The 22298-nt window shown below is 72.0% G+C and carries 16 protein-coding genes; 10 read left to right on the top strand and 6 right to left on the bottom strand.

Features of this window, described 5'->3' with window-relative positions; translation table 11 throughout:
- The first annotated feature begins 372 nt into the window (after positions 1–372).
- The 5 genes from ACWDVG_RS05105 to ACWDVG_RS05085 all read left to right on the top strand — a co-directional run bounded on the left by ACWDVG_RS05105 (position 373) and on the right by ACWDVG_RS05085 (position 7019).
- Positions 373–501 carry a hypothetical protein gene (locus tag ACWDVG_RS05105; RefSeq protein WP_451696333.1) on the top strand — a complete coding sequence of 43 codons (129 nt, stop codon included), beginning with the start codon at positions 373–375 and terminating at the stop codon, positions 499–501.
- A 50-nt stretch (positions 502–551) separates the two neighbouring features.
- Positions 552–1055 carry an IS630 family transposase gene (locus ACWDVG_RS05100; protein ID WP_451696331.1) on the top strand — a complete coding sequence of 168 codons (504 nt, stop codon included), beginning with the start codon at positions 552–554 and terminating at the stop codon, positions 1053–1055.
- Positions 1052–1627, top strand: a complete 576-nt coding sequence (locus ACWDVG_RS05095; protein WP_451696329.1) for an IS630 family transposase — start codon at positions 1052–1054, stop codon at positions 1625–1627. The genes ACWDVG_RS05100 and ACWDVG_RS05095 overlap by 4 nt, the downstream gene beginning before the upstream one ends.
- A gap of 815 nt (positions 1628–2442) precedes the next feature.
- Positions 2443–2895 (top strand): hypothetical protein, encoded by a 453-nt coding sequence (locus tag ACWDVG_RS05090; protein WP_451696327.1) that lies wholly within the window; start codon positions 2443–2445, stop codon positions 2893–2895.
- The gene (locus ACWDVG_RS05085; protein WP_451696325.1) at positions 2892–7019 is read left to right on the top strand and encodes a tetratricopeptide repeat protein; all 4128 of its coding nucleotides are present in this window, start codon (positions 2892–2894) and stop codon (positions 7017–7019) included. Before ACWDVG_RS05090 ends, ACWDVG_RS05085 begins: the two co-directional genes overlap by 4 nt.
- A gap of 150 nt (positions 7020–7169) precedes the next feature.
- Here the strand turns inward: ACWDVG_RS05085 and ACWDVG_RS05080 are convergent, their stop codons facing one another.
- Together ACWDVG_RS05080 and ACWDVG_RS05075 are read right to left on the bottom strand one after the other, a co-directional pair.
- On the bottom strand, positions 7170–7619 hold the full coding sequence (locus ACWDVG_RS05080) for a cytochrome b (RefSeq protein WP_451696323.1): 450 nt from the start codon (positions 7617–7619) through the stop codon (positions 7170–7172).
- 57 nt (positions 7620–7676) lie between these two features.
- Positions 7677–8024 (bottom strand): STAS domain-containing protein, encoded by a 348-nt coding sequence (locus ACWDVG_RS05075; RefSeq protein ID WP_451696321.1) that lies wholly within the window; start codon positions 8022–8024, stop codon positions 7677–7679.
- 336 nt (positions 8025–8360) lie between these two features.
- Between ACWDVG_RS05075 and ACWDVG_RS05070 the strand changes: the two genes are divergently transcribed.
- Positions 8361–8939, top strand: a complete 579-nt coding sequence (locus ACWDVG_RS05070; protein ID WP_451696319.1) for a hypothetical protein — start codon at positions 8361–8363, stop codon at positions 8937–8939.
- Positions 8940–9135: 196 nt separating this feature from the next.
- On the opposite strand, the gene tpg is transcribed toward ACWDVG_RS05070, so the two are convergent.
- Positions 9136–9693, bottom strand: a complete 558-nt coding sequence (tpg, locus tag ACWDVG_RS05065; RefSeq protein ID WP_451696318.1) for a telomere-protecting terminal protein Tpg — start codon at positions 9691–9693, stop codon at positions 9136–9138.
- Between the two features lie 9 nt (positions 9694–9702).
- Complete coding sequence (tap, locus tag ACWDVG_RS05060; protein ID WP_451696316.1) at positions 9703–11940, bottom strand: telomere-associated protein Tap; 2238 nt, start codon at positions 11938–11940, stop codon at positions 9703–9705.
- Positions 11941–12417: 477 nt separating this feature from the next.
- On the opposite strand from tap, the gene ACWDVG_RS05055 reads away from it, so the two are divergent.
- Positions 12418–12864, top strand: a complete 447-nt coding sequence (locus ACWDVG_RS05055) for an Lrp/AsnC family transcriptional regulator (RefSeq protein WP_451696314.1) — start codon at positions 12418–12420, stop codon at positions 12862–12864.
- A 44-nt stretch (positions 12865–12908) separates the two neighbouring features.
- Here the strand turns inward: ACWDVG_RS05055 and ACWDVG_RS05050 are convergent, their stop codons facing one another.
- Entirely contained in the window at positions 12909–15632 is a 2724-nt protein-coding gene (locus ACWDVG_RS05050) for a LuxR C-terminal-related transcriptional regulator (RefSeq protein WP_451696313.1), read from the bottom strand.
- A gap of 178 nt (positions 15633–15810) precedes the next feature.
- Here ACWDVG_RS05050 and ACWDVG_RS05045 point away from each other — a divergent pair, with 178 nt between their 5' ends.
- Together ACWDVG_RS05045 and ACWDVG_RS05040 are read left to right on the top strand one after the other, a co-directional pair.
- Positions 15811–17982 (top strand): M4 family metallopeptidase, encoded by a 2172-nt coding sequence (locus tag ACWDVG_RS05045; RefSeq protein WP_451696311.1) that lies wholly within the window; start codon positions 15811–15813, stop codon positions 17980–17982.
- 182 nt (positions 17983–18164) lie between these two features.
- The gene (locus tag ACWDVG_RS05040) at positions 18165–21155 is read left to right on the top strand and encodes a S8 family serine peptidase (RefSeq protein ID WP_451696309.1); all 2991 of its coding nucleotides are present in this window, start codon (positions 18165–18167) and stop codon (positions 21153–21155) included.
- Positions 21156–21240: 85 nt separating this feature from the next.
- Here ACWDVG_RS05040 and ACWDVG_RS05035 read toward each other — a convergent pair whose 3' ends face one another.
- Positions 21241–21921 (bottom strand): restriction endonuclease, encoded by a 681-nt coding sequence (locus tag ACWDVG_RS05035; protein ID WP_451696307.1) that lies wholly within the window; start codon positions 21919–21921, stop codon positions 21241–21243.
- A 24-nt stretch (positions 21922–21945) separates the two neighbouring features.
- Between ACWDVG_RS05035 and ACWDVG_RS05030 the strand changes: the two genes are divergently transcribed.
- Complete coding sequence (locus tag ACWDVG_RS05030; protein ID WP_451696305.1) at positions 21946–22215, top strand: hypothetical protein; 270 nt, start codon at positions 21946–21948, stop codon at positions 22213–22215.
- Positions 22216–22298: the final 83 nt, after the last annotated feature.

The raw sequence follows: 22298 nt of genomic DNA, 5'->3' as shown, positions 1-22298 counted from the left end.
TCGCAAGCCATTCGGCGAAGCGCTTCCGCTGAATGTTGAGGATGCTTCACCTGCGGTTATGCGGAAATAGCCCGAGCGGTCGGTCATAGTCCTGCACGTCCGGGGTATGAGCGACGCCGTTTTCGGTGTGCGCGGTTTTTTCGAGACACGTGCTGCGGACTGCGGCGGCGAGGTTTCCGGCCGTCTCCTCCGGAGTGACGTGCAGTGATGGCTTGACGGGCCGCTCCGGGATAAATCCGATCCGGCCATCGCTTCGACTGTCGTCCTGGATTGCGTACTTGCTGGTGTCCGGCTCACGGAAAGCGCGAGAAATCCTTGGCCGACGGTTGCGTCGTCATCGATCTTCGAGGCGGGACGAGGGAAGGAATTTTGATGCGTGAGTGCGCCGTGATTCGGCTGGGGCAGGGGGGCGCGGTGGAGCGCCTCGCCCCGCTCACCGGAGCATGTCCCGTGCCCGCCGCCAAGCAGGCACGGGGGTACCGCTACGACCCCGACTACTGATCTTTTCGTTAGTTCTGTGGGTTTGACGGCTTCGTTGGTGGGATCCTGATGTGGTGCCTTTCAAGCCTTCGTCTGTTGTTCCGCCTTTGACCCGGCCGCAGTTGTCCGAGGCCCGGCGTGTGCGGGCGGCCGAGTTGTTCGAGCAGGGACACTCGAACGCCGAGATCGCCCGGATGCTCGGGGTCAGCGAGGAGAGCGTGCGGCGGTGGAAACGGGTCTGGGAGAAGAACGGCGCCGATGCTCTGCGCCGGCGTCCTGCCACCGGGCGTCCGCCCAAGCTGGACGATGCCCAGGTCGAGCGGGTGCGGGCCGCGCTGGAGCAAGGCGCCCAGGCCCATGGTTTCGAGGCCGATCTGTGGACCCTGGAACGGGTCGGACTGGTCGTCGAGCGGGTGACCGGAGTGGTCTTGTCGCGGGCCTCGGTGTGGCGGCTGCTGACCGGCCGGCTCGGATGGAGTCTGCAGCGGCCCGAACGGCGGGCGGTCGAAAGGGACGAGTCGGAGATCGCCCGCTGGATCGCTCACGAGTGGCCGCGGATCAAAAAGGGGCCGTGAACACACGTGCCTGGATCGTGTTCCTCGACGAATCAGGAGTGTCGCTGCTGCCGCAGGTCCGCCGCACCTACGCGCCCCGCGGCCGCACCCCGTTCCTGCGGCACCGGCTGAACTGGAAGCGGGCCTCCATGGCCGGCGCCCTCGGCTACCACGCCGCCGACCCGGACCGAGGTCCTCGGCTGTGCTTCCACCTCAAGCCCGGCAGCTACGACACCGCCGCACTCATCGAGGTCCTGGAACAGCTCAAGACGTTCTACAACGGCGAGCGAGTGGTGCTGGTCTGGGACGGGCTGTCGGCTCACTGGAGCCGGGCGATGCGAGCCTGGGTCGCCGAGCAGCACTGGCTCACCCTGGAGCGATTACCGGCTTACGCACCTGAGCTCAACCCGGTGGAACTGCTGTGGTCCTCGCTGAAGAAACGCGAGCTCGCCAACCTCGCCGGCGACCACCTCGCCGATGTCGCCGACGCCACCGAACAAGGCATCCACCGCATCAACACCAACCCCCAACTGCCCTGGTCCTTCCTTACCCACACCGGCCTCACCCTCCACCCACCAGGCCCACAGAACTAACGAAAAGATCAGTAAGGGCTGTCCCGTAACTGCTGGTCACGGAGCTGGCCAGGTGCGGAAACTGCGTAGCTGCCGAGTTCGCGGTGCCGATATCGTTCGGTCTCCCGACCCGCCGTACCTGCGGCCTACGTTCACTTCACCGGGCTTAGCCCGCGTGCCCCGCTACACCGAACCCGTGGCCGCCTGGATCAGCAAGCGCCGCAACCCCGACGAGCCGCGCCCGGCAGCGAAGCCGTCCCAGGCGCAGGAGCCGGAGGCCGTGCTGGAGCATGATCCGACAGGCCGGGCATGAGCGAGGACGACCGGGCGGCGCTCAGCGGCACGCACACCGTGCTTCTGAGCGCCGCCCTGGCCGTCGACTTCGGCCGCGTCGCCGGAGGCTGATGCGGGAGCCGGAGCGGCAGGACGCGGAGGAGCGGCGCCGCCAGGAAGTCACGCGCCGCGAGGCGCGGTGGGTGATCTCCGAGCCCCGAGCCTCGCGAAACCCGCTTCCCGGCGGACGCCGTCCACGCACAGCCGCAGCTCCCCCGGCCAGGCCGGCTGCGATTGTTCGCCTTCGCGTCCTGACGTTGCTCACGGATCGTGAAGCACGCTCGTCATGTGCGGGAGGGGCCGGCCGAAGTACGAGGCTGATGTTCACAAAGAGCCGGAGGCAGACTGCCGACAACCCCTCGACAGCCTCTCCGAGCCGGCCACCGGCGCCCGGCCCGGCACGGCACGACGTATGTTCTGACCCATTCTCAGGTATCGGGCACGCAGGCCCCCGCACCGGCGCTACCGTCGGCCTCCGGTAGGGGCGATGTACGACGAGGGGGATGACGATGGGGCCGGACGAGTTGACGGCGCTCACCACCGTGGCGGGAGCGGCGCTGGTGCAGGCGGCCGGAACCGACGCCTGGGCCGGTATGCGGGCCTGGGCAGCCCGGTGGTCACGGCGCGTGGGAGAGCAGCGGCAACGCGCGGAGCTGGAGCACCTCGACGCCGCCCAGGCCGGGCTGGCGGCCGCCACGCAGGCGGGAGCGGATGAGGCGGACGCCGCCGACCCGGCGCACCGCGCGGGGTACTGGAGCGGCCGCTTCGCCGCACTGCTGCAGGAACTACCCCCGGAGGAGCGTGCCGAGGCCGTCACCGAACTGGAGGCACTGCTGCGCTCGACCGTGCCGGCCACGGGCCCTGACACCGGTGTACGAGTCTCCGGCACCTTCAACGGGCCGGTACAGAACGGCAACAGCAACCACATGGTCATCCACTACGGCCCCGCCTCGTGATCCACGGAGTCTTCCACGGCCCCACGCAGATCGGCGACGGCAACACCGTCGTCACCCACGTGCCGCCGGAACACCCCGGGGCGATGCTGCGGCGGAAGCTGGCGGAATGGGACGATCTCACCGCGCGGACCCGCTCCGCGCCCAACTCCCCCGCAGCTCTGCTGGATGCGCACCGCGCTGTGGTGCCCTTCCGCGGACGCGCCGGGGAGCTGCGTGAGCTGGCGGAGTGGTGCGCGGCGCCGGGGCTCGGCATCCTGCTGCTGCACGGACCCGGGGGCCAGGGCAAGACACGTCTTGCCCACCGTCTCACCGGCCTCCTCGGCAACGAGCCGGACGACACGCCCTGGGGTGTTCTGTGGCTCAGCCGGCACGCCCCGGCCGAGGAGCTCGCGCTGCTGCGGTACACGCAGACTCCCCTGCTCGCCGTGGTCGACAACGCCGAGACCCGCACCGGTCATCTGCCCGCCCTCCTGCGGGCTGCGGCCGCCGCCCCCGGACCCGTGCGGCTCAAGGTGCTGCTGCTGGCCCGCACCGACGGCGACTGGTGGTACGACCTGCCCGCAGCCACCGGGTTGGAGGAGCTGTACGACGCCACCGTCACGCCGCTGCCCCCGCTCCAGCCCGATCCGGCCTGTCTGCCGGAGGCGTACCGCGACGCCGTGGAAAGCCTGGCCCGCGCCCTGCCGCAGGTGCCCGGGCAGGACCGCCACGACTGGACCGCCCTGGCCGCGCGCGTGGCAGGCTCCTTCCCGTACCGGACCCGGCCGCCGGACATGGAAGTGGCGCTCACGCTGCACATGACCGCGCTCGTCGACCTGCTCGACGCCGCCCACCAGCCGGCCGGCAGCACCACCGGTGCCGACCGCCCGGAGGAACGGCTGCTCGACTACGAGCGCCGCCACTGGATCGCCGTCGAAGCCGACCTGGGCCTGAGGAAGCGCAGGGGTGTCGAAGCCGTCCTGGCCGCCGCGTTCCTGTGCGGCGCCGCCGACGAGGACGAGGCCGACGCCCTGCTGCAACGGGTGCCCGTCCTGGACGGCCAGACCACGGACGTCCGCTGGGCCGTCCGCGACTGGATCGGCACCCTCTACCCCCCGCCGAACCCGTCCCAGCTCTGGGGCACCCTCCGCCCGGACCGCCTGGCCGAGTACTTCCTCGGCAGCCGCCTGCGCGCCGACCCCCGTCTCGCCGACCGCCTCCTGGCCGGGGCCTCCGAAGCGCAGGCCACCCGGCTGCTGACCCTCCACACCCGGGCCGCCGAACACCCCGCGCACCACGGACGCCTCGACGCCGAGCTCACCGCACTGTGCACCCGGCACCCGGAGCTGCTCGCGCCCGCCGCCGTCGACCTCGCCACCCGGGTGCAGCGGCCCGAGCCACTGGTGACGGCGCTGTACCGGATCACGGACGACTCCGGCACTGATCCCGCACACCTCATGGCACTGCAGGACCGCCTCCCCGTCTCCAGCCACAACCTCGCGCCGTGGGCGCTGCACCTCACCCGCCGACTGGCCGGCATCCACCGCGAGCGTGCGGACCGGGACGGGAGCTGTCCGCCGGAACTCGCCCTGCTGTTGCGCAGGCTGTGCGCCCGGCTCCTGGGCATGGGACACCGGCAGGAGGCGTACGAGGTGGCGGAGGAAGCCGTCCGCCGACTGCGGTCGGCGGACGGGGCGGACGCCCCCGCGCTGCTGCCGCACCTGGCCGCGTCCCTGCACAACCTGTCGGTCGCCCTCGGCTCCGTCGGCCGCCGTGCCGAGGCGATCGGGCCCGCCCACGAAGCCGTCTCCCGCTACCGCCGGCTCGTCGCTGGGTCCGCCGACGACCCCGATGCCCCGGTGTACCGCTCCGAGCTGGCGCATGCCCTCAACGCCGTCGCCGCCGCCGAGGGCGAACTCGGCCGCCCCGAACGGGCGCTGACCGCCATCCGGGAGGCCGTCGACATCCGGCGCGCGCTCGTCGAGGACCGGAGCGACGCCGCCTCCGCGTCCCGGGCGGAGCTGGCCGACGGCCTCAACAACCTCGCCATCTGGCAGCAGGAGTGCGGCCGGCCCGGGCCGGCGCTGGAGGCCGGCGAAGAGTCGGTGCGGCGCTACCGGGCCCTCGCCCAGGAGCGGCCCGACGCCTTCCGGACCGGCCACGCCCGCAGCCTCGGCACGTACTCCAGCTGTCTGCGTGCGAACGGGCAGTACGCCGAGGCCCTCCGGGCCGTGCAGGAGGCTCTGGACATCCGGCGCCGGTTGGCGGAGGCCCGCCCGGACGCGTACCTTCCCGATCTGGCCCACGCCCTGAACAGCTACGCCATCGACCTCGGGGAGTCCGGACGGTGGCAGGAGTCCGTCGAAACCAGCAGCGAGGCCGTCGCCCTCCACCGGCGCCTGCACGACCAGGAGCCCGCGGCGTTCGCCGCCCCACTGGCGTTGTCCCTCAACACCCTCGCCAACCAGCTCGACAACGCCGGACGCCCGCAGGAAGCGCTGAGGGCCGCGCGCGAGACGGTGGACCTGTACCGCCCGCTCGCAGAGCGTGACCCCGCCGCCTTCACGGCGGACCTGGCCATGGGCCTGCACACGTACGCCAATCAGCTCAACGCCGTAGGACGTACGACGGAAGCGCTGGAAGCCGCCCGCGAGTCGGTCGGCATCTACCGGCGCCTGGCGGGCGAGCGGCCCGAAGCCTTCCTCCACACGCTCGCCACCGGGCTGAACAACCTGGCCCTGCGCCTCAACGACGCCGGCTTGACGGAAGAGGCCGCCGTCACCGCGGAGGAAGCGGTGGACACCGCCCGGCGGCGTCGGGCGGCCGACGACATCCCGCCGGTGCGGGTGGACCTGGCCATGGCACTGGCGAACCGGGCCTCGCGCCGGTACGAGGCCGGCCGCGCGGACGAGGCCGTGCGAGACGGGCGGGAAGCGCGGGACCTGCTCCGGGGCCTGGTGCGCGCCGATGGTGAGAACGCCCTCGTGCACGCGCCCCGGCTCGCCCACACGCTGCGGCTCCTCGGTGTGTTCCTGACCGCCGCAGGTCTGCCGGACCATGCCCTTGAGGGGGCGCGGGAGGCGGTCGCCGTCCTGCGCCGCGCCCAGGGTCGGGAAACGACCACCGTCGGCGTCCTCCAACTGGCCACCGCCCTGGAGCACCTGGGCCGATGCCTGTCGGCGGTGCGCCGGAACGACGAGGCCGTCGAGGCGCTGCTGGAAGCCGTCGACCTCCAGCGGGACCTGCCGGACGCCCGCGGGGCGGACCGCTCCCCCGAATTCGTCGTGCTGCTGGCATCCGCCGGCGAGGCGCTGGTGGCGGCCGACCGCGGCGTCGAGGCACTGCCCCTGATGGACGAGGCCGTCACCCTGCTGGACGGACCTCTGCGGGACGTTGCGGCCCGTCAGTCCCTGTTGGGCACGCTGTTGCCTCTCCTCGGTGCTCTGCGGCAGGGCGCCGGCCTGGAGACGGCGGGTGCCGCTCTGCGGCGGGGCGTCGAGGTGGCCGAGGCCCTGGTCCGCACCGATCCCCTGCACGCGCCCAAGCTCCAGCGGGCGCTCCTCCTCCTGGGCGGGTACCTCCTCGATCGCCGGGATCCCGAGGAAGGACGACGGGTCCTCGACCGGGCCACGGCCCTCAGCCGGGCCCTGGCCACCGACGACCCGGCGCTGCTGCCCGCACTGGCATGGACCCTCGCGACGGTGGGCCACTACCCGGCGGACGACGAGCCTCGCCGCCACGACGCGCTGGAGACCACCACGGAAGCGGTCGCGCTCGGCCGCCGTCTGGCCGACGAGGACCCGGGCGGCCCGGCGGCACACGAGCCCCTGCTGGCCTGGACGCTCGCCGACCACGCACTGCGCCTCGCCGAGGCGGCGCGGTACGACGAAGCCCTGCCCATCGCGTCGGAGGCCGTCACCCTGGCAGGCCGTGCGGGCCACAGGGCGTACCTCGCCTACGCCCTCTACGCCCGCGCCACGATCCGGGTCCATTCCTCCTCGGAGTTCGGACCCGCGCGGCAGGACATCGCCCGCGCCCTCGCGCTCTACCACGAGCTCGCCCGCCGGGAGCCGGGGCTCGTCGCCTCGTACATCACGTCCGCCGAGCGGACCCGTCGGCGTCTCACCCGTGAACGGCGGCCCTGAGGGGACGGCCCTCCCGATGAGCCACCAAGATGACGGCCGGGCGTGCCCGGTGGTGACGGCCGTGATCATGGCGCTTGCCGGGCGGGGCGATGCGTGCGGCCACCGGCCCCGCCTGTCCTGCGCCCTCGTTGCCGTGTCCGGGACGGCAGGTCAGAGCATGCGGCGCAGCAGGTGGTCGCGGTCGACGAACTGGTGCTTGAGCACGAGCCCGATGTGCAGGGCCACGGCGACGAAAAGGACGACATGTGTCGCGACGTGGGCGGCGAGCAGTCCCTCGTCACCGGAGACGACCAGGGCGAGCCCGGACAGCGGGACGGCGAGGGTCACCGCGTAGAGGGCGGTCTCGGTCCGGTGGGCAAGGCGGCGCTCGGAGGCGCCGAGGGTGGGCGCCCAGGGGGGCAGGGGCGTCGTGAGGCGCCAGACGAGGCGGACGGTTCCCAGCAGGAGGAGCGCCAGGCCGAGCAGGACGTGGGCGGTGAGCAGCGGTTCGTCGCCGAAGAGTTCGTAGCCGTCGTCGCCGCCCCTGCCACGTCCCCGGCCTTTGCCCGGCTCCTCGCCGCGGCCCCGGCCGCGCCCTCGGCCCCGTCCGCTGTCGTCCACGTCCAGGAGGTAACCGACGGCGCGCCATACATCGCCGGGCGGGCCCCGGCCCGGGGCTCAGAGCCCGTAGGCCGTGAGACCGGCGGGGCTGTCGGGGATCAGACGGGAGAGGTCGTAGGCGGTGGGGAACAGGCCGGCGGCGATGAGCAGGAGTTGCAGGGGCTGATCCCGCACGTTTGTCACCGCCGTCCTGTAGTGGGGGGTGCCCTGGGGGGAGGGACCGAAGAGCATGCGCAGGCCGGCCACGTCGGTGAAGGACAGATGTTCCAGGTCCCACAACAGGTCGACGACGCGGACCGGCAGCCCGTTCACGGCTGTGTGCAGCGGGGACAGGGTGTAGAAGTCGATCTCACCGTGCAGGGCGATGCGGGCGCTGGTGCCGGTGATCGTAGTAGTGACGTTCACGCTGGGCGCGCCCCCTTCCCGGGGGTTGATGAGCCCACAGACGAAACACCCCGAGTTCCAGGAAAAGGGGGTGGACGACGATGGCGGGATCCGGGTGCCCGGAGTGGGGGCAACTCCCGAATCCCAAGGGCCGCCGCCCGCAGCGGCGGCCGATCTCGTGTCCCCCCAGCGTCCCACACCTGTACGCGCACGGGAAACAGTGAACAGGCCACACTGTTGTCGGAAGACAAGTCTCCAGGCCGCTGCGGGCGTGCCGGTGATCCCTGCTGCACGGCGTGCCCCGCCGGTTGCCGAGGGGCCAGGGGTGTTGTCGGTGGCGGCCGGTACGTTTCGACCATGGGTCTCTATCTCGTGAGTGTCACCGCGCAGGACTGGTCGCAGCCCGGGGAGGACGGGTACGGGGACGTCGCCGCCGCGTTGAACGCCGAGCTGAAGCGGCGCGGGCTGCCCTCCTACGAGCTCCGCCACGCCGCACGGGAGGAGCCGGGCTGGTTCGAGGAGAAGGTCAGCCCGTCCATGGACGGCTTCGTGGCCCTGTGCAGGACGCGGCTGACCGATGCGGAACTGCCGACTCTCCTCGACTGGAGCGTGCTGGTGCCCTTCGCACTCGAGGAGGAGATCGTCCTGCCCGTCGGCACCGCGTTCTCCGGCGACGAGACAGTGGTCGCCGGGGCCCCGCAGGTACTCGCCCTGGCCGAGCGTCTCGCCGGCGCCGTCGAACTGCCCGTGGATGCGGCACCGGCGGGCGAGAACCTCTCACTGAGCAGGTGGTTCCTGGAGGGCGAGGCGGAGCGGGTCGCCCGAGCACGGCCGGGGCGGTGGGCAGAGGACCGGGACGCGGCCTTCTACGTGGCTCTCTACCTGCGCGCCGCGCAGTACTCCATGCGGTACGGGTGCCCCATGACCTACTCCTGAGCCATCGTGGCGGCCAAGAACCGGAGGTCGGGTCTGTGCGGCGGCAGGGAGACGCAGTGGCGCGGGCGTGGTCGTCCTGGAGACCGAAAGACGGCGACCTACCGGCCGAAAAGGACGGAGTGCGGGCGGCGGCGTGGCGGATCGGCCGGCGTGGTCGTCCGGCGCGGAGCGCGTCGTCACGGCGTAGGGCCGGGGCTTACAGGTCGAATTCCAGGTGCTCGATGTCGGTGAAGCGCACCTCCTCCAGGGAGCCGGCGCGGCGGCCGCCGTCCTGGAAGTAGACCTCCTTGAGGGCCTCGGCGGTGATCTGCTGGAGCTCGGCGTCGCCGGCGCCCTGCTCCTGTGCCTGGAAGAGGCGGGCGGCGTAGACGGGGGGCAGGGCGACGGTCAGATGCCGGATGCGGTCCTGGTCCGTCGACCCGATCGGGGCGGTGTAGCCCATGCGGGCTCGGGTGTCGATGACGATGCCGCCCGTGGACGCCGCTTTCGCCTTCGCCTTGGCCCGGATCTGGGGTTGCCAGCGTCTTCTTACTTCGCGCTCCAGGCGCGCGGCGAGGTCGGCGCGGGGCTTCTTGATCTGGTTCTTCACGTACCGTTCGACGGTGCGCTGGGAGATGCGAAGCATCTGGGCGACCGCCTTGGTGCCGCCGAGCTGTTTGACCAGGTAGCGCATCTGCGGGCCCGCGTTCTTGGGTACCGGGCGGGTGAACGCGTTTTGCACCGCGGCGTCCAGGCCGTCTCCGAACAGGCTCATCGCGGCGTCCTACTCTCCGTTGTCGGCGTCGGTGACGGTGCCGTCCTTGATGTACCGGGCGAGGTTGAGTTCGGGGGCGTTGAACTTCTCCCGGACTTCCTCGCCCCACAGCACGTCCTGTGTGCCCTCGTGCTTGACCAGGCCGGGGTTGACGCCGAGTTTGAAGCCGCCGGGCAGCGGCTTGTCTTCCCGGTAGGGGAGGAAGTCGAGCGGTGAAGGTCCGCGGGAGGCGTAGACGACGCAGTCGGACAGGATCGCTACGGGGTACTGCCCGGTGAACGCCGCGTGCTTGACGATCTTGCGGTGGAGGTTGGTCCGGGTGCGGGAGATGACGGCCGCGCGGATGTCGGGCCGCCATGTCGGGCGGGACAGGGCCCGCCACGGTTCGCCCGGCCGCCAGCCCTCGCCACGAGGGCGCTCGCGGAGTTTGCCCAGGCCGCCCTTCACCGTCGCCTTGATCGCCGAGACGACGAGGGCCAGCTCCGGGTCGCGGTCCTTGTAGCCGTGCATCGCCGCGAGGAAGTCCTCGGGTGCGAGGTCGTCGGGGACGCCGAGGTCGGCCATCGTGGCGAGGTAGGCGTCGCGCAGCCGCTGGTACCAGCCGTCCAGGTAGCGGCCGCTCTCGTACCGGACCCATGCCTCGGCCGGTGCGACGTCGTAACCGAGTTCCACCGCGTACGCCACGGTCGGCGTCGCGTACCAGGCCGGACCTGCGGGACGGTCGCCTTTCGGGGTGAACGGGCTCGGCAGCAGGCTGCCGTCCAGCTCCACCCACTCCTTGCCGACCATCACCTTCGACAGGTCGACGTGGCTCAGGTCGACCAGCCACGAGCCGGGCAACTTCGGGTCGAACGCGGGGTTCCTGACGTGCGTCGCCTCACCGAGGCCGACATTCAGGCCGTTGGCGCCGGCGGCGAAGGCCATGTTGACGTCGATGCCGACCAGGTGGCGAAGAGTGCACTCCGCATCCGTCATCGGCCGTGCCCAGTCGTACGCCTCCTCGAACAGCTTCTCCGCCGGGCCGCGCACGTGGAAACGGGGCAGGTTCGTGAGGACGGGGTGCCCGTCGGGGACCTCGCACGGCGGGAAGGTCATCGGGTCGATGGCGTCCTTGCCCAGGCTGCCGGGGTTGTGCTCCGAGTGCCGTGCGCCGTCGGCGTCCGGCCGGGAGGCCCGGGTCGGTGGGTGCAGAGCGGTCATCAGCTCCAGGCCGGTCACGGCCGCGGAGCCTCGCGGCGTCATCACGCGGGAGGCGTACACGCCCATGACCCGGGCGAGCGCCGCCGGCGGGAGCTTCCCGGCCTCGCCCCAGTGCCGGGGGTCCAGCGCTCCCCACGAGGGGATGCACAGCTGCACACACGCCCGCTCCGCACCGGTCGCGGGGCGGTAGATACGCGCCCATGGCCCGAAGCCGCGCTTGGTCAGCTTCCACTCCGCGCGGGCCAGCTGCTTGACGGCCTTGTGGCCCTCCGGCAGGCGCCCGGCGAGGCGCTCCTCCTGCGTGAGCGCGGTGGGCAGGCCGTAGCGCTCGCACGCGGCCGCGGTGAGTACGAGCAGCGGGTCGGCGTCCTTGCCCGGGCCGGCGAGCTTGGGTGCCCCGAGCTGCGCTTCGCGCAGCGTCCAGTCGACCAGGGCCGGGATGCTCTTGGCGGGCACGTCCAGGACCAGGCCGCCGGTGCAGTACGCCAGCACCTTCCCGTCCTCGACGTCGACGACCGCCAGCGGCCCGTTCTCGAACCGCGGGTCGGTGCCGCTCGCCGGGGCGGCGGCCGGGGCCGCCTTCTTCGCGCCCGGACGGCGTGCCGTCGACGACGGCCTGGTGGTGCGCGCCGGGCGGGACGCCGGGGCGGGAGAGGCAGGGGCCTGAGTGTTCCCGGTTGCCGTCAGGGCCGCAGCCCCGGACGTCTCCCCTGTGGACGGAGCCCCGGCTTCCGCCGGGGAGGGCGTGCCGGTCAACGGGGCGGTCAACGGGGCGGGCAGCGGGACTGGCGGCTCCTGCGGCGCGGGGTAGAGCTCGGCGAGCCGGCGCAGCAGTCGCGCGTATGCCTCGCGCTCCGGGCCCCGCGGCTCCGTGGGCTTCTTCGCCGACTCCCAGCCGGACACGGTGGCCCGGCGGACGTTCAGCGCGGCGGCGACTTCGCCCAGTGTCAGGCCGTGCGCGACCCGCAGCCGCTTGCGCTCCTCGGCCGGCGGCAGAGGGGAGCGGGACGCGACCAGCGCGTCGACCGCGTCGAACAACTCGGACATGGAAGCACCTCCTGACCGAGACCCTATCCCCCTCGACGCACGAACCGCGTACGTTGACCGTACGAAACGCGTACGGATGGCGGTTGCTCACCATGCGTCGTGGCGGCGCAGCGGATCAGGTACAGCACAGGTTCGTGAGCGTGTCGTGGAAGTCAGCTCTTGTGCCCCGCGCGGTGATCGCTGCCGACGGGCCTGGTTCGGTGCCCGGCCGACCCCAGGATTGTGGGGCCGGCCGCGGGGTGCCGGGGATGCCCGCGCACCTGTCACCTGGTCGGAGTCCGCGCCGTAGGGGTTGGCCGGTGCGGGCCTCCTGCCGGGGATCACCCGGACGCCATGACGATGACAGGACGGCGGTCCCCAGGCGACAGGCCCGGCATCATTACGCACATGTCGAGCGTGGTTCACTCGATCTGCAAGGAGCAGAGGAGCTTTCGGCGCGTGCCTCATGCGTGGCGCGCACGATTCGTGGAGTTGGCCGTGGACGCGATCGACCGTCACATACTGAACATCCTCCGCGAGGACGGGCGGGCGCCCGTGTCGGAGATCGCGCGCGCTGTGGGACTCTCGGCGGCTCCGTGCGCGCGCCGCATCGAGCGCATGGAGAGGACGGGTGTGATCCGCGGCTACACCGCGGTCATCGAGGACAGCCGGGCGGGCATGCTCCATGCGTTCATCGAGATCCGCCTGCTCGGCGCGACCGACAGTGACGAGATCGAGGGCATCGCCGAGAGCATCCCGGAGATCGAGGAGAGCCACAGCATCGCCGGCACCTCCGACGCTCTGCTCAAGCTCCGGGTCAGGGACGTGAAGCATCTTCAGCAGGTGATCAACGCCGTACGCCGGACCGGCAAGGTGGAGGGCACCAAGACCTTCATCATCATGAACACCTGGGCCCGTGCGACCGCGCGTGCCGGCACCCCGTGACCCCGAAACGACGGCGGCTCCCGCAGCGGTACGGGCTGGGCTGGTCACTCACGTGCTGGTGTGACGGTGTGCGCCAACTGGAAGCGTGAGTGCAGGCCGAGTTTCCGGTAGACGCGGGTGAGGGTCGCTTCGACCGTCTTGACGCTGACGGTGAGGGTGGTGGCGATGTCGCGGTTGCTCACTCCGGCGGCGGCGAGTTCGGCGCAGCGTTGTTCGGCCGGGGTGAGGCGGGGGCTGTCGTTGTGGTCCGTGGGGGCGTCTTCCAGTCGGCCGAGGGTGTGCGCGGCGGTTTCGGCCCAGGGGTGTGCCTGGTGGGCGGTGAAGAGGTCGGAGGCGCTTTGCGCGGCGGTGCGGGCGCTGGCGCGCCGACGTCCGCGTCGTTCGGTGTGGCTGAGCGCCAGGAGGGTGCGGCCTCGTTCGAGGGGGAGGTGGCGGAGCCGGTCGGCCACGTCGGTGAGGCGCCGGGCCGCAGTGTCGTAGTCGCCTCGGGCGGCGTCCAGAAGCGCCTGGGCGCGTTCGAGCGGAGGGAGGACCGCCTCCCTGCGGAGGTCGGTCGCGGTGCGGCGGGTGTCGTCCAGGAGGCTCTGTGCCTGGTCGAGGTGGCCGAGGGCGATGAGGGTCTCGGCGAGTTCGGGGTGCCAGCGCAGGACGGACGGGTCGCGGACCTGCTGGAGTCGTTCCAGGTTTCGTACCTCCTCCAGGGCCTCCAGGGCTTCTTTGGGGCGGCCGGTGGCCAGGAGGAGGTGGCCGAGGGCGAAGAGGTTGCGGGAGAGGAAGACCTTGTTGTCCTCATGCCGGGCGGTGTCGACTCCGCGGCGTGCGTGGGCGAGGGCGAGGTCGGTGCGCCGGGCGGCGCCTTCGACGAGGGCGGAGGTGTAACAGGCCGGTGCGGCCGACAGGGCGGTCCCGTCGGTCACTGCCTGGGCACGGTGGGCGTGGTCGAGTGCTCTGGTGCACCGTCCGGCGCGGAGTTCGGACTCGGCGAGGCTGCGCAGGATGTCCACAGTCGCCTCGGCGTCTCCCGTCCGCTCGGCTTCGACGAGCAGGGGAAGCAGCGCGGTGCGGGCCTCGTCCGGGTGGTCGTCGAAGAGGGCGTGCCGGGCGGCGAGGTGCTGAGGTGTGCCGTTGACGGGGATGGAGGCGGCGCGGGGCAGGGACAGGGCGCGGCTGAGCGTGGTCCCGGCGTCGGGGTGGCCGAGGACGCGTTGGAGGCGGGCCTGCATCGTGAGGGCCATGACGGTGGTGGTGGTGTCGCCGGCGCTCTTGGCGAGCGCGGTGGCTCGGTCGGCCAGGGCGCACGCCCGGTGGGGATCGCCCTCGTTGACGTTGGCCCAGACGGACTGGCGGATGAGGATCCGCGCGGTGAGGTCGGATCGTCCACCCGCCGCGTGGAGTGCGGCGGCGAACAGTTCGTCCGCGCTGTGCAGGTGCTGACCGCTGGCGTCGATCAGGGCGACGAGGGCGTCGACGCGCTGGTCCGGGGTGGTGTCGTGGTCCAGGACGAGGCGGGCGGCGGCCCGAGCGCGGGGGAAGTCGCCGTAGTGGGCGGCGTCGCGTACGGCGGTCAGGGCCCGTTCGGTGAGCAGGTCACCGTCGTCGTGCGGGGTGCGCTGGGCGGCGAGGAGGGAGAGCTCCGCCGCGAGCACGTGGTCGCCGCGCTGCCGGGCTCGGACGGCGGCGCGGGCGGCGCGGCGGGCCGACCGCGGGTCGTCGGCGTCGGCCGCCAGCACGGCGTGCCGGTCGCGGCGGACGCTGTCGCGGCCGACGTCGGCCAGGCGGGCGTGCAGGAGCCTGCGTTCGTGGCCCGGCAGCCGGGCCACGAGTTCCGTGCCGATCGCGGAGGCGGTGAACCGCACTCGCCTGTCCGCCCGGCCGATGTCGAGCAGCCCCGCCGCCTCGGCCTGGGCGAGGAGGGCCTCGGCTGCCGGGCCGACGAGGCGGCCGAGCAGTTCGAGGTCGGGCCGGTCATCGAGGGCGGCGAACGTCAGCAGTTCCTGTACCTGGACCGGTACCTCGTCCAGCCACTCACCCACGAGTCGGCGGACCGTCGGCGGCAGGGCCGACTCGCTGACACCGTCCCGGTCCGGGAGTGCGCGCGAGGCGTCGGCCAGGGCCAGGGCCACGGCCGGGTTCCCGCCGCTGTACGCGTGGACGCGCGTGACCTCGCGGGGAGTGAGCCGGTACGGGGACAGCAAGGTCGCGACCTGAGGGGCCGTCAGAGGTGGGATTCGTACCACGTACGCGTCCTCTCCGCACCAGTGGCCCGTGGCCCCCGGGCGCCAGGTGCGCTCGGCCGCGACGACGGGAAGGTCCGGAGCCAGGCGCAACGCCCAGCCCAGGACGGCCGCACTGGCCGGGTCCAGCCACTGGGCGTTGTCCACCACCAGCGTCATGGGCGGTGCCTCCCGCAGCAGATCAGCGGTCAGGCGGCGCAGATGAAGCGCCCGACCGGCACCGTCCGGAGAACCGGGCCGGCCGGCGGTCTCGTCGAGTGCCGCCGTCAGCTCCCGTGAAGCGGGCAGGGCCGGGAGGGCCAGGGCGAGTTCGAGCAGCCCGGTGTACGGGATCCCGGTGTCCTGCGGCCTTGGGGCCAGCCGGAGGACCGGCAGGCCCGACCGCCGTCCCAGGACACCGGCCGCGGTGGTCTTGCCGCTTCCGGGCGGCCCGAACAGGACCACCCGGCGGATGCCGTGCACGTCTTCCGGCACCACCGGCAGTACGGGACCGGCCTCGTGGGACGCGTTCATTCCCATCGCAGAGTCTGGCATCGGGCCATGGTGCGCCCGCCGGGCCTGCACGTCCAGGTCAAGGGGTTGCCCCGATGTCGGCGGCTCTCCGCATCCCTAGCCTCATGGCCACAACCGAGCCAACTGCCGCCGAACACCCCCCGCACTCCAGGTGACGTCCTGCGGCAATCCCCGACCAGGCCCGGTGGAAGGATTTGTCATGTACCGCAAAAACGCGGTGGCCGCGGGTGTCGCGGCAGCCCTCGCACTGGGTTCCGTGACCGTGGTGGCCACCCAGTCCACCGCCGCCCCCCAGCCCACCTCGGCAGCCGGCATCTCCGCCGCCCAACCCGGGGCCGGCTTCCGGGCGATGACGGCCGACACGCGCAGCGAGGCGATACGCACGGCCAACCGGAACGCGGCCGCCACCGCCCGCGAACTCGGCCTGGGCCCCGACGAGCGCCTCGTGGCCAAGGACGTGCTGATCGACATCGACGGCACCCGGCACGTGCGCTACGACCGCACCTTCAGAGGACTGCCGGTGATCGGCGGAGACCTGGTGGTGCACCTCGCCCAGGACGGCACGATCACCGGGTCGGACCTGGCCCACCAGGGCGCGATCAGGGTCGCCGGGACCACCCCGAAACTCACGGCCGCCGACGCCTCCGCCAAGGCCGTGAAGCACGCCAGGCACGTGAAGAAGGCGAAGGCCGGCAGCAAGGACAGCACCCTGGTGGTCTACGCGGTCGGCAAGATCCCCGTCCTCGCCTACCGCTCGACCGTTACCGGCGAGGGCGAGACCGGCCCCACCTCGCGGGAGGCGGTGATCGTCGACGCCATCACCGGCGCGCCGCTGGACCAGTACGAGCTGCACCAGAACGTCACGGGCGCCGGCAACGGCGTCACCGCCGGCCAGGTCTCCATCGAGACCACCCAGACCGGCAGCGGCTACACCCTCACCGACCCCGCCCACGGCGGCACGATCGTCTACGACTCCTACAACAGCCCCCAGTCGAACCCCAGGCAGAACGCCCGGGCCTTCACCAAGACCACCAACTCCTGGGGCAACGGCACCGCGTCCAGCCGCGAGAGCGCCGCCGTGGACGCCTCCTACGGTCTGGCCAAGACCTGGGACTACTACAAGAACTCCTTCAACCGCTCCGGCATCCGCAACGACGGCCGCGGCGCCCCCGCCTACGTCCACGTCGACACCAACCTGCTGAACGCCTTCTACGACGACAACTGCTTCTGCATGTTCTTCGGCGACGGCTCCTCGCAGAACGGCAACACCCCGCTCGCCACGCTCGACGTGGCCAGCCACGAGATGAGCCACGGCGTCACCGCCGCCACCGCCAACCTCACCTACTCCGGCGAGTCCGGCGGCCTCAACGAGGCCACCAGCGACATCTTCGGCAGCCTGGTCGAGTTCTCCGCGGGCAACGCCGGCGACCCGGGCGATTACTACATCGGCGAGAAGCTCAACATGGCTGCCGGTTACATGCGCCGGATGGACAACCCCGCCGCCGACGGGAAGTCGCTGTCCTGCTGGAACTCCGGCGCCGGCTCGGTGGACGTCCATTACTCCTCCGGCATCGGCAACCACTTCTTCTACCTGGCCGCCGAAGGAACCGGCGCCAAGACCATCGGCGGACGCGCACACACCGGCACCACCTGCAACAACGACACCTTCACGGGCATCGGCAAGGACAAGGCAGCCGCCGTCTGGTACCGCGCGCTGACCACCTACATGACCTCCACCACCAACTACGCCGGCGCCCGCACCGCCACCCTGCAGGCCGCCGCCGACCTGTACGGCGCCAACTCCCAGGAGCGTTACCTCGTCTCCAAGGCCTGGGCCGCCGTCAGCGTCGGCACCGCCCTGCCCGATCCCGGCACGGGCACCCCCACCCCCTCGCCGACCACCCCGACGCCCTCTCCGACCACGCCTCCCGGAGGGAACGCGCTGACCAACGGCAGCTTCGAGCAGGGCGCCGGCGGCTGGACCCAGAGCGACAACATCATCACCAACTCGTCCCTGCAGCCCGCACGTGACGGGTCCTGGTACGCCTGGATGATGGGCTACGGCGCCGACGCCGTCGAATCCCTGTCCCAGTCGAACATCGCGGTGCCTTCCGCAGGCACCCCCAAGCTCACCTTCTGGCTGAAGGTCTCCACCCAGGAGTCCGGCTCCACCGCCTACGACACCCTCAACGTCAAGGTGAACGGCACCACGCTGGCCACCTACTCCAACGCCCACGCGAGCTCCGGATACGTCCAGAAGACCGTCGACCTGTCCGCCTGGAAGGGCCAGACGGTGAAGCTGGAGTTCGCCGGCACCGAAGACACCTACCTGTCGACCGTGTTCCTGATCGACGGCATCGCCATCGGCTGACAAGTCCCGCCCCACCGGCGCTCCTGAGGCCGGAGCCCCTGCTCGGGGGCTCCGGCCTCCCGGACCACCCGGCAGTCACCCCTGGTGCCAGGCGGTTCGGAAATACCCGCCCCCAGCGCACACCGCAGGCGAGCCCCCGCGCTCGTCTCTCCGGCGTGCGTGGAAATCCATGAGGAGAGTCCGTGCCACTCCTGCCGCGCAGAACATCGCACATCCGGCGAGCCGGCCTCGCCGCCTTGCTCACTACCGCCCTTGCCGCGCTCAGCCTTCCCCTCGCCACGACCGCCACCGCCGTCCCCGCCGCCTCCCCGATCGCCGGATCCGCCACGGGCACCTATCTGGTGACCCTCGCCGACGAGCCCTTGGTCACCTATGACGGCGGGGTGGGCGACCTCCCCGCCACGAAGCCCGCCGAGGGCGACACGCTCGATGTCGCATCGGCCGCCGCCAAGCGGTACCGCGCCCACCTGACGGACCAGCAGACCCGCGTCGCCAAGAAGGTCGGCGCCACCGTCCGGCAGCACTACGCGGTCACCACCAACACCTTCAGCGCCCGGCTCGACGCCCGCCAACTGGTGCGCCTCGCCCACAGCGGGAACGTCGTGCACATCGCCCCCGACCGCTTCCACCACGCCACCGACGACCGGAACTCCACCGACTTCCTCGGACTCTCCGGCCGCAAGGGGCTGTGGAAGGCCCTCGGCGGAACCGCAGAAGCCGGCAAGGGCATCGTCATCGGCGACATCGACACGGGCATCTGGCCCGAGAGCCCCTCCTTCGACGCCCCGGCCCTGAGCTCCCGCAAACCCGGCCCGGCGGACCGCCACCGCCCCTACCGCGTGGGCGCGGCGACCGTGATGCACAAGGCGGACGGCGCCACCTTCAAGGGCACCTGCCAGACCGGCGACAGCTTCGCCGCCGCGGCCTGCAACGAGAAGGTCATCAGCGCCCGCTACTTCGGCAAGGCATGGTTCGACGCCGTCCCGGAGTCCAACCGGGCCGGATACGTCTCCCCGCGCGACAGCCAGGGCCACGGCACCCACACGGCGGCCACCGCGGCCGGAAACGCCGACGTCCGCGCCACGGCCGACGGCGAGGACCTCGGCACCGTGTCCGGCGTGGCCCCCGCAGCCACCATCGCCGTCTACAAAGCCCTCTGGCAGAGCAAGGACGGCCAGGCGGACGGCGGCCTGACCAGCGACATCGTCGCCGCCATCGACCAGGCCGTCGCCGACGGCGTGGACGTCATCAACTACTCACTCGGCGCCACGTTCGAGAGCACGTACGACGACCCGGCGCAGGTCGCGCTCCGCAACGCCGCCGCGGCCGGAGTCTTCGTCGCCACCGCCGCGGGCAACTCCGGCCCGGGGGCGTCCAGCCTCTCCAACACCGCGCCCTGGACCACTACGGTCGCCGCCGGCACCATCAAGTCGCACACCGGCACGGTGACCCTCGGCAACGGCTCCAGCTACACCGGCATCAGCACCACCGTGCGCCGGCAGGTCGGCCCCGCCCCGCTCGTCCTGGGTTCCGCGGTCCGTGTCGCGGACAGCGTGGACGTTTATGCGGACTACTGCATGCCGGACTCCCTCGACCCCGCCCGCACGACCGGGAAGATCGTCGTCTGCGAACGGGGCGTCAACGGCCGCGCCGACAAGTCCGCCGAGGTCAAGCGGGCCGGCGGCATCGGCCTCGTCCTGGTGAACCCCGGCGACGAGAGCACGGACGGCGACCTGCACAGCGTGCCGGCCGTCCACCTCGACCACGCGGACGCGGCCCCCGTGCGCAGCTACGCCGCCGCGAGCGGAGCCACCGCCACCCTCACCGAGGGAGGCGCCTCGGACGTCTACCCGCAGGTGGCCGGCTTCTCCTCGCGCGGCCCCTCACTCACCGGCAACGGCGACCTGCTCAAGCCCGACATCACCGCGCCCGGCGTCACGATCCTCGCGGCCGTGTCCCCGGACGGCAACAAGGGCCGCGACTTCGACTACTACTCCGGCACCTCCATGGCCACCCCGCACATCAGCGGCCTGGCGGCGCTCCACCTCGCGGAGCACCCGACCTGGTCTCCGATGAGCATCAAGTCGGCCATGATGACCACCGCCACGCCGACGAAGACCGCGGACGGCAGGAACAGCGACGACGCCTTCGCGCAGGGCGCCGGCGAGGTGGACGCACGGGCCATGCTGCGGCCCGGACTCGTCTACGACTCCGGTGAGCGGGACTGGCTCGCGTACCTCGAAGGCTCCGGCGTGAACACCGGAACCGGCGTCAAGGCCATCGACCCGAGCGACCTCAACTACCCGTCCATAGCCGTCGGCGACCTCTTCGGCAAGCAGACCGTCACCCGCACCGTCACCGCGACCACGGCCGGCACCTACCGCGCCCGGGTGGACCTCCCCGGCATCAAGGCCACCGTGAGCCCGTCCGTACTGCACTTCAGCCGCCCCGGCCAGAAGCGCACCTTCACCCTCACCCTGGACGTGACCACCGCACCAGCCGGACGCGTCGACACCGGGGCCCTCACCTGGACCTCCGGCCGCACCACCGTCCGCAGCCCGATCGTCGTCACCCCGCAGATCGTCCGCGCCCCAGCCGAGATCAAGGGCTCCGGCTCCAGCGGCTCGACCACGTTCCCGGTCACCCCGGCCACCAGCACCCTGACGGCCACCGCCTACGGACCGGTCACCTCGCCCGTCACCGAAGGCACCCTGACCTCGACGCAGCAGATCTCCTACGACGCCGAAATCCCCTCCGGCACCAAGGCGTCGCAGATCACCGTCCGCTTCGACGCGGCGGACGACACGATCACGGGCGTCCTGTGGGGCAACAAGGTCGACGGGGTCCTCCAGGACGTCCACACCGCCGTCCCCGACAGCGACGGAACGGTCACCATCACCGTGCCGCATCCCACGGCCGACGCCCTCTTCGTGTCCCTGGTCGCCATGGGGACGGACCACGAGACCGTCACCCCGTACACCTACCAGGCGAACCACATCACCGCGGACAGCCCCGCCACCGGCAAAGTCACCGTCACGCCCGACCGGGCCCGCGTCACCCCCGGCGTGCCGACCGACCTGACCGCCGCCTGGTCCGGCGTCCCAGCGAACGCCCGGTCCGGCGCCTGGATCGAGTACGGCAACGAGGCGGGCAGCTTCCTGACCCTCAACTGAGCCTTCTTACCCTTCAGCACAGGGTGAAAGTGGCTCACTCAACCCTCGCTGAGAATCGCTCGACCTGTTGTCGGGCGGGGTTCTCTCAGGACAGGGACGTCGGCCGTCGGGGCGGCGGCACGGCCCGAAGCAGTTCCCACAGGGGGCGGGAGCCGGCGGCCCATTCACCCAGGAGAGCACGGTCGACCAGGTGCAACCGCTGGGAGCGGGCGAAGTCGAGGGCCGGCCGGGAGAACCTGCCGTTGGTGATGAGGACGACGACGTCGCCGTGGTGGACCGGGCGGCCGGTGCCGTTGAGGACCTGCAGATCCGGGGTGCCCACCGCTGCCCCGGACAGTCCGGCCCGCCGGTGCTTGCACTGGATCACCCACAGCCGCCCGTAGGGGTCGGTGGCCTTCACGTCCGCACCGTTGTCGCCGGCACCGCCGACCTGCACCGCGTCCGCACACCCGTCTCGGCGCATCAGATCCCGGACGGCGTGCTCGAACTGCCGGTGATGCAGCCCGTCCAGCTGCGTCAGCGCGTACCGCAGCCCCTGGAGGCGCACCCGCTCCCACCGCGCGGCTCGCTGTCTGGCGACCAGCCAGGCAGCTGCCGCTGCGCCGATGACGAGTACCAGGAGGAGGGGGACCCAGGGACGGGCGCGTACGAAGTCGATGACCGCCGCGATCACAGCCGCCGCGATGACGAGAGTGCCCAGCGCCAGGATGAGCTGCTCGCTGGTACCGGCTTTGCGGGACCGGCGTCGGGCCGGGCGGCGGCTCACCGGCCGTCTCCGTCGCGGTCCCACTTGATCGGGTACGACACCGTCGGCACCGGACGCGGCGCAGGCTGCTCCCAGCCGGGCCAGCGGACCGGATACGACACCGTCGGGACCGGTGCCGGGGCCAAGGAGGGTGCAGGGTCGTCCCAGCCGGGCCACGTGACCGGGTACGTCACCGCTGACGAGGACCGCGGCGCCGGTGACCGCCCCGGTCCCGTTCCGCTGCCCGCCGGGGTGCCGGAGCCGCCGAAGACGAACACGGCCGCCACGATCCCGACCGCGAGCACCGTCTGCTGATGCGTTCCGGCCGGCGCTCTCCAGTGCGCCCGCACCGGCGTTCCGTCCTGCTTGGTGTATCCCTTGACGAACGGCAAGGCCGA

The organism is Streptomyces sp. NPDC003327 (assembly GCF_053589515.1).
This window is presented reverse-complemented; position numbering and strand designations above follow the sequence as displayed.